5 protein-coding genes and 1 riboswitch are annotated in these 8433 nt (G+C 49.1%); all 5 genes read right to left on the bottom strand.

The window, feature by feature from the left end; genetic code table 11:
• Positions 1 to 388: 388 nt before the first annotated feature.
• Positions 389 to 1759 carry an NCS2 family permease gene (locus tag EJP77_RS20490; RefSeq protein WP_127201122.1) on the bottom strand — a complete coding sequence of 457 codons (1371 nt, stop codon included), beginning with the start codon at positions 1757 to 1759 and terminating at the stop codon, positions 389 to 391.
• Positions 1760 to 1911: 152 nt separating this feature from the next.
• Positions 1912 to 2011: riboswitch (purine riboswitch) on the bottom strand.
• A 283-nt stretch (positions 2012 to 2294) separates the two neighbouring features.
• A complete protein-coding gene (gene guaA / locus EJP77_RS20485; RefSeq protein ID WP_127201121.1) occupies positions 2295 to 3833 on the bottom strand; it encodes a glutamine-hydrolyzing GMP synthase in 1539 nt (512 codons plus the stop codon).
• 77 nt (positions 3834 to 3910) lie between these two features.
• Positions 3911 to 6220 (bottom strand): DUF4129 domain-containing transglutaminase family protein, encoded by a 2310-nt coding sequence (locus EJP77_RS20480; protein WP_127201120.1) that lies wholly within the window; start codon positions 6218 to 6220, stop codon positions 3911 to 3913.
• The gene (locus EJP77_RS20475) at positions 6213 to 7415 is read right to left on the bottom strand and encodes a DUF58 domain-containing protein (protein WP_127201119.1); all 1203 of its coding nucleotides are present in this window, start codon (positions 7413 to 7415) and stop codon (positions 6213 to 6215) included. The genes EJP77_RS20480 and EJP77_RS20475 overlap by 8 nt, the downstream gene beginning before the upstream one ends.
• Positions 7412 to 8404, bottom strand: coding sequence for an AAA family ATPase (locus tag EJP77_RS20470; RefSeq protein ID WP_127201118.1), 993 nt, complete (start codon positions 8402 to 8404; stop codon positions 7412 to 7414). Before EJP77_RS20470 ends, EJP77_RS20475 begins: the two co-directional genes overlap by 4 nt.
• Positions 8405 to 8433 lie beyond the last annotated feature (29 nt).

Raw genomic sequence — 8433 nt, 5'->3', positions numbered from 1 at the left:
TTCAGTTTTCAAAGATCAAACTCGCTTTTGTTCGTCACCGCTTCACTTTCATCAAGTGTTTGATCAGCAACTCTTATACTATATCACTTCAGCTTCACGAATGCAAGAAGTTTTTTTCTTGCGAAATTCACTTACCTGCTTACCGCTCAATTACTGCGGTGTGTTTGGCTGGATTTATAATATACCATCCTGGGCACTCAAATGCAACGTTTTTGAAACAGTTATTTTTTTACAACTCAGACGTTGTTATTCACCCTTCCTCAACACTTCCTATATAAATGTTATCCATGGGAAATGGTAGCTGTATCTCTACACCTTTAATTTATGTCGGTATAGCAGTTAAATAAAAAGCCGACTCTAATGAGCCGGCTTACTACTGATGAATATGTTATGCAGCCCCAAGGAAAATGTAGCGACATAAGATTAGAATGGCCAAGATCCACATTAACCAGTGAATTTGCACTTTATTTTTGGTGAAGAGGTTATTAAACAAGGCCAGAATTACATAAGACACAATCCCTGCTGAAATTCCGTTTGCGATTCCGCCTGTAAAAGGCATCAGTACAATGGTAAGGAAGGCCGGAAATGCATGAAGGAAATCATCCCATTCAATATTACGGACCTGAGACATCATAAGAACACCAACAATAATCAAGGCCGGTGCAGTTGCAGCCGATGGTACCATACTTGCTAGTGGAGAAATAAATAGGGCCAGAAGGAACAGAATACCTGTAGTTACCGAGGTAAGACCTGTACGTCCACCTTCAGCCACACCAGCTGTACTCTCTACATAAGAAGTAATTGTACTTGTACCCAGGACGGCACCCGCGCTAACCCCTACCGCATCGACCAGCATCGCTTTACCGATCTTCTTCTCGCCTTCTTCTTTGTTCTTCATTAATCCAGCTCGTGTAGCTGTACCCACCAAAGTACCGAATGTGTCAAACAACTCAACGAAAGTGAAGATAAATACGATCTCGAACAAGCCGATTTTGAAAGCACCTGCAAGGTCAAACTGACCTACAGCTAAATTCTCGAATGTTGGAATCCAGTGTCCACTGGATAACCCTTCCGTATGGGTAACTCCCATTGGTATACCGATCAATGTTGTAAGCACAATCCCGATTAGTAAAGCTCCCTTTACGCGAAGCACCATCAGAACTGCGATAACAATCAGACCAATTAAAGTCAGTTGAACATCATGATTATGGACAAAGTCTCCAAGAGCAAAATTCATGCTGCTGCCTGGAACTGTCTGAGTAGGATCTTTGACTCCAGCAAGATTGGCTACCATGAGGTTGCTCAGTTTGAAACCAATGATGGCTACGAACAGACCAATGCCGACTGTAATTGCTGCCTTAATGCTTGAAGGCACCGCTTTGATCAGCAGTTGTCTTACCTTAGTTACCGTAAGGATAAGGAAGATAATCCCCGAGATAAATACCGCACCCAGCGCAGCTTGCCAGGTAATAGCTCCATTGGAACTAAGAACGACTGTCATGAAGTAAGCGTTCAAGCCCATACCAGGAGCGAGCGCGATAGGAATGTTAACGAACAATCCCATTAGGATTGTAATCAAGCCTGCGCCTACTGTTGTTGCAAAGAACACACCGTCAGCCGGGATCCCGGCGCCACCAGGACCCAAGAAGATGTTGTTAACAACCAGGATGTAGGCCATCGTCATAAAAGTGGTAATCCCTGCGATCACTTCTGTTCTCACATTTGTTCCATTTTCCTTTAGCTTAAAGAACCGATCCATTGTAGAAATTCTCCCCCTTAGAAATGAGTCAAAGACGACAAAAAACCCGCGACACTAACTGTCCCCGGGCTCTAAGCTTGGAGGAAAAGGTGGAAGCTGCATCAGCATCTCCTGCTAAACAGCAGGCCTTGAGCAATGTATGCTTCTTGAATCAGAGCGCCTTTTCCCTTCGTAGCCAGATCATTACGGTGACCTCGTAGAAACTCCCGGGCCAATCCCCGGAATTATACGAAAAGCTATATGGTTTGTACTAAAGACTGCGTAAAGATTACCTTTAGTGCATTCCATATTTATTGTATTATTGTCGAAAATCCTCGTTAAAAATCGTTTTAACACTCTTTACTTGATTTATTGTAGGCGTGAGTGATGAACTTGTCAACACAAAATACGAATGTTTTACGCTGCATTTACTTTATTGTTCGTGATTTACCTCACTATTATTAATTTTAATGATTTTCAACCCTTAAAGCCTGTTATGTAAAAAACAAAAAGAAGAGCAATCTCATATAGCGAGATTGCTCTTCTGTATTCGGTGCTATTCCCACTCAATCGTTGCCGGCGGCTTGGACGTTACGTCGTAAACGATACGGTTAACATTATCGACTTCGTTAACGATACGAACGGAGATCTTCTCCAGCACGTCCCAAGGGATACGTGCCCAGTCGGCTGTCATGCCATCGATGGATGTCACCGCGCGGATACCTACGGTATAGGAATACGTACGAGCATCACCCATAACGCCGACACTCTTCATATTTGGCAGGGCTGTGAAGTACTGCCAAATCTCACGATCAAGTCCTGCCTTGGCGATCTCTTCACGAAGAATGAAGTCGGAATCACGTACAATCTTGAGTTTCTCCTCGGTTACTTCGCCAAGAACACGGATGGCCAGACCCGGTCCAGGGAACGGCTGTCTCCATACGATCTCTCGTGGCAGGCCGCACTCTTCGCCTACTTTGCGAACCTCGTCTTTAAACAGAGTCTTGAGCGGTTCTACGAGTTCGAAATCCATATCTTCCGGCAGACCGCCGACATTGTGATGTGACTTAATCGTATGCGCTGTTGCAGTACCGCTCTCCACGATGTCCGTGTACAGAGTTCCTTGAGCCAGGAATTTGAAGTGATCGAACTTCTTGGACTCCTCGTCAAACACATAGATAAACTCGTTGCCAATAATTTTACGTTTCTGTTCGGGATCATCTACACCAGCAAGCTTCGACATAAAGCGCTCTCGTGCATCAATCTTCACAACCTTCATATCAAATTTGCCTACGAAGGTCTCCATTACGCTCTCGGCCTCGCCTTTCCGAAGCAGACCGTGATCGATGAACATACAAGTAAGCTTGTCCCCAATAGCTTTGTGGAGAAGTATGGCTACTACGGAGGAATCGACCCCACCACTCAGGGCGCACAATACATTGTTGTCTCCGACCTGTTCACGAATATCCTTAATTGTATCCTCAATGAAAGTTCCCATCGTCCAGTTGCCTTCGCAGCCGCAGATCTCGTACAAGAAGTTACGAATCATCTCGTTGCCATGCACAGAGTGGCGGACTTCCGGGTGAAACTGTACACCATATAAGCGGCGGTCCGGATTACTAAAACCTGCTATAGGCGCATGGTCAGTGAAAGCATCAATCTGGAAACCTTCAGGAAGCTCCACTACGTGATCTCCATGACTCATCCACACGGTCTGCTTGGATTCAAGACCTTTGGTAAGCGCAGAATTCTCTGCAAAGCTTACGTCAGCCTTACCATATTCCCGCTTGGCAGCACGTTCGACTTTACCGTTCAACTGCTGAGCCATCAACTGCATGCCATAACAAATTCCGAAAATCGGAACATTCAGGTTGAAAATCTCTGGGTCTACATGCGGGGCATTCTCCGCATACACACTCGTAGGTCCGCCTGAGAAAATAATCCCTTTCGGGGAGATCTCACGCAAACGCTCCACTGGTGTGTTATAAGGAAGAAGTTCACTGTACACACCCAGATCGCGAATCCTTCTGGCAATTAACTGGTTGTATTGTCCTCCGAAATCCAGAACGACAATCATTTCATTTGGCTTATTCATTTCCGAGCCTCCCTCAATTCATGGGTCTTATTATACGAAACGACAAAACAGATCGTCAAGAAAGATCGGGGAGATATTCACCCCCGGGAAGGCCCCATCTGACGGCAGTGTTCAAGAAAAGACTTTGTCGATATGCGGTCCAGATCGTTCGCTCCGTAATATAGCGATTCCCACATGTGCAAAAATTGATCAAGATGACCACGCTGCTTCGGGTCTATTCTATATATACGCTGAATATATTCTCTTCCCGTTACTCCAGGCGGGCGGGGCCCATATGTGCCGTATAACTGCTTCCAAGCCTTGTCTGAGGCACGAAGCAGCTGTTCCCGCTGGGGAAAGCGTCGTGACTTCCGTCCATACGGCAGCTCTATCAAACTGATCCAGCCTGAAATCGCCGGCCAAAAAGCACGACCCAATAAGTACATAGCCCCAGCCAGGCATGCAGCGGCCAGCATAAGCAGCGTGTGGGGTAACCATCCTACGATCCCCGGAATGACGGCGAGGGCGGATCTCAGAGTGTAGTTAACCGCGTCCTGCATTTGATTAACCAAATTTCCAAATGAGCTGCCGCCTGTGATATTTTGCGGATAGGGGGTTGACCCTTCTGCTGGCTCGAAGCCAGGCGTGGGATCAAAGGGTACCCACCCTACACCCGGGAAATACACCTCAACCCATGAATGAGCATCCGAGTAGGAAACTGTAAATTGATGAGGATCACCTTCACTCATCCGCCCGGGGGCAAATCCTTTGACCCACCTTGCCGGAACTCCCTGCGTCCTCAGGAGCACAGCCATGGCAGTGGAGAAATGATCGCAGTAGCCTATCTTTTGGACAAATAAAAAGTTGGCTGTGAAATCCTGGCCTGAAGGGAGGGTATCCGGCTCAAGGCTATATTTGTAGTTGTTCTTCAAATAAGACTCCACCGACTTCACAGCTTCGTACCGGGTCCTGCTTCCCTTGGTCAGCTTAGCCCCTAGCTCCCTAACTTCCCTCGGCAGGTTATCGGGCAGTTCAACATAGGTATTCACAACATAGGCAGGCTCATCTCCCTTCGCCCGGTTCAGTATAGCAGGGGAGACCCTCTGTTCTTGTACAGTCATCTCGTAGCTAGAGAGTTCTTCTGGCGACTGGGTTGATCTATTGCTGCCAGTATGCAGGCTCTTCCCAGCCGTACCGATGCTGTACTCAATTAAGCCAGAGCTCGGAAAGGTCGTGAGATTCAGGAAGGGAAGCTCCTGCTTTCCATTGGTAATTCTGTTCACTTTCACCGGAATCCCGCCCCCGACTAAGACAACCCTTCCAGTCTGGGGTTCTTTGAAAATAATTGATTGCTTGAATTCCTCCGCAGATGAACGGACAGGACCTTCTGAAGCAACTCGGCCATCCTGAGATAGTGGAGCTGTGGTCTGATCACGCTGAGTCCAGCCGCGACCGGTATAGGTGCTCTTGCTCTCTCCTCGATAATAGGTAGAATGCGGCGAAACCGCGGTGAAGAACACTTTATTGTTCAGCGTTAAAGGGCCGCCGAGCTCATGATCATCATTCCCGTAGCCCGACATGTTATTTGCCCCTGGGCTGTGAGATGGCAGTTCCGTCTGTGTCCAGGCCTCCAGACTTACCACCGCCTGCTGAAGCGAAAGTGTCTTCGCAGGCTGAATCGGCAGAGTTCCCACCAGTGTGGCCAGACCAATAATCCCACCCAAAACAACGGTAATAACAGCCGCAAATTCTGCCGTTCGGAACCTTCCATCCGGCGGACTAGCGCTCCCGGGTTCCTCATCAGCACCTTCCTCCTGTATATGCAAGGTATGCATAACTGCCTGAAGCAGCAGACCAATCAGAATTGTTCGGACCAGTCCAAGGTATGTATGCAGACCAAGACCAAACTCCAAGCTTAACAAATAAACTACAGTTGCAGAGAAGAACAACAGGATACTTTGACGGCTGAGTGCCAGCACTTGAACTGAAGCAACAAGAAGAGACCAGCCTAACAGAAGGACAAACATTCGCATCTCAGAGCTTAACATAGCAATCTTCCCGGTGTTTAATACGCCTGCAATATCCCTTTCAAAGATCTGGATACAATCCGCTATCCAGCTTATTCCCTTGCCTTCCCCAAATAAATAAATCATAGCGCCGAGGCACAAGAAAGGGGGGACTATCGAAAAAATGGCAAAAGACATATTCAAACATCCCGCCACCAAAAGCAGAATGGTCAGAATATAGAACAAATCCAGAGGTTTTTCTCCCTCCGGACCGAGCAGGGTCATCAGCGGGGAGAGCCACTCCCGAAAAAGACCAAAGATAAACAAAGACAGGATCAGCCGTTCTCCCAAGCCCTTAAACCTAGGCAGATTTGCAGTTAGGAGCGATTCAGACTTAGGCATGACGATGACCTCCCTTAGCAAGGAAATCCGGCATATCTCGTTCAATAGTCGCCCTATCGAAAATTCTAATCCCCGAGGCCAGCAAATGTTCTAACATTTCTGCCGAAATCCCGGGAGCAGAAGCATCCTCACCAGTAACCATGATTTCCAGGGCGATTCCCCGAACAACAGCAGATGCCGCAGCAGAGGCAATCTCCGGAGTCAGCTTTCCAATAATAAAGGTTATGAACTTATGGCTGTGCTCTTGAATCGTTTCGATGAGCAGGCTGTGTCCCGGGCTCTGAGTGTCTAGATTAACAGCCGCGAGAACGTTCATCCCTTCCTCTCGTTCCGGCTCCCAGCTGAAGACTCTTCCTCCTTCTGCACTGCTGCAGATCAGGCTAACCTGTCTTCCGGCCAAGCTCTCCGCCCGCAGCAAAGACGCCGCACAGGATACGGCGAGTTCAAAGTCCCCTGCTGAAGTTGCATACGAGGCTTGATCCGAGGCAAGCAAAATAACCCGCTCTGCCGGGCCACCGGCCTCCGGCAATCGTGATAACAAGCTGGAACGCCGGGATGAGGCTTTCCAGTGGATGCTTTTCCATGAGTCACCCGGTCTATGCTCCCGGAGTAAATCCCCATTCCGGTCCTTCGGTATCCCTCCCTGCAAGGATTCTCCGCTGCCCTGTATACTGAGCTCATTCTCATAAGAAGTCTGCAGACTGGAAGTCACGGGAATAACGGTCAGAGAACCTTCTGCCTCTACCCATAGCGTGCGCTGAAACCATCCAAATAGATCGCCGTAGGTAATGCTCAGCCTTTCCGCCGTATACACGCCTCTTCGAAGCTCGCTTACGGTTCCTCTGAGTACAACATGCCGCCGGAACCCCGTGAACAAAGCAAATTCACCCGTTCTGCCAGCACGGACAGCCAGCGGGTCATGGACTTTAATCCATAAAGGAGGTAAGCCTCCTTTAAATTCAATATGCAGCGAAAGCCCGGCACTCTCTCCTGCCGCTAAGCGGACACTGGACCATTCACGCCTTACCATAGTCAATCTTGGGCTACCCGCCTGGACGATCGCTCCCTGCAGCATGATTAGCCCCGTTACCAGGAGAAGAAACAACAGGGACGGGCCACCGTACCCCGCGTAAGCAGCCACCAGAAGAACCGAAGCAGCCGACGTCCAGAACCATGGCAGAATGGATATGCTCATGATGATACCTTGGCAGCACTAGGTGACATAGGGACAGGAGTTCTGCCAAGCCACTCATGGACCATTTCTTCCCCACTCAGTCCACTAAGCTTGCTTTCCGGGCTTAATACGACCCGGTGGGCGAGCACAGCAGCTGCTACCGCCTTCACATCGTCCGGAATGACATACATCCGGCCTTGATAATAGGCATGAGCCTGGGCAGCTCCCATCCATGCCAGCGTCCCCCGCGGGCTGATCCCGAGCGAAGTCTTGGGATGCCGCCTAGACAAATCAGCTACTGAAACCAGGTAACGCTTGATCGTGTCGTCTACCAGCACAGTGCGAACCCTGCGCTGCATTCCGGCCATTTCCTCGGCAAGCAGGACCGGCTTCATCTCTTCAAGCAACGAACCGGCCTGATGACGACCGAGCATATCCATCTCCTGCTCAGGCTGCGGATAACCCAGGGAAATCCGCATCAGGAAGCGATCCATCTGGGCTTCGGGAAGGCGATACGTTCCCTCGAACTGCAGCGGGTTCTGCGTAGCCAGCAGGAGAAAGGGCTTGGGCAAATTATAAGTAACCCCATCCACGGTAACTCTACGCTCCTCCATGGCTTCCAGAAGCGCTGACTGTGTTCGCGGTGCGGCCCGGTTAATCTCATCCGCAAGTACGATATTCGAGAGTACAGGGCCTGGGCGAAATTCAAAATCCCCCGAATGGGGATGATAGACGGCCACGCCAGTCACATCTGAGGGCATCACATCCGGGGTGAACTGAATACGTCCGAATGAGCTCCCGAGACTGGCAGCTATGGCCCGCACAAGGGTTGTTTTCCCAACACCCGGAATATCTTCAAGAAGAACATGCCCGCCTTGAAGCATGGCGATAAGGATAAGCTCAATTTCATGTCTCTTGCCGATCACCACTTGATCCACCCGGTTAACAAGACGTTCCAGCAGCTCCGTTGTCTGGGCGTGAGACAGTGCGAAAGAATTTAACAAGTTCATAACCTCCATCTCCGAAAGGAATCTAGTAA

This window comes from Paenibacillus zeisoli (assembly GCF_003994465.1).
Classification (GTDB): Bacteria; Bacillota; Bacilli; order Paenibacillales; family Paenibacillaceae; genus Fontibacillus; species Fontibacillus zeisoli.
This window is presented reverse-complemented; position numbering and strand designations above follow the sequence as displayed.

What these genes read in the sequence shown, in the direction of transcription:
- EJP77_RS20475 (WP_127201119.1), bottom strand. Translation starts at nt 7,415, where the DNA reads ATGAGCATATCCATTCTGCCATGGTTCTGGACGTCGGCTGCTTCGGTT.
- EJP77_RS20490 (WP_127201122.1), bottom strand. Translation starts at nt 1,759, where the DNA reads ATGGATCGGTTCTTTAAGCTAAAGGAAAATGGAACAAATGTGAGAACA.
- guaA (WP_127201121.1), bottom strand. Translation starts at nt 3,833, where the DNA reads ATGAATAAGCCAAATGAAATGATTGTCGTTCTGGATTTCGGAGGACAA.
- EJP77_RS20470 (WP_127201118.1), bottom strand. Translation starts at nt 8,404, where the DNA reads ATGAACTTGTTAAATTCTTTCGCACTGTCTCACGCCCAGACAACGGAG.
- EJP77_RS20480 (WP_127201120.1), bottom strand. Translation starts at nt 6,220, where the DNA reads ATGCCTAAGTCTGAATCGCTCCTAACTGCAAATCTGCCTAGGTTTAAG.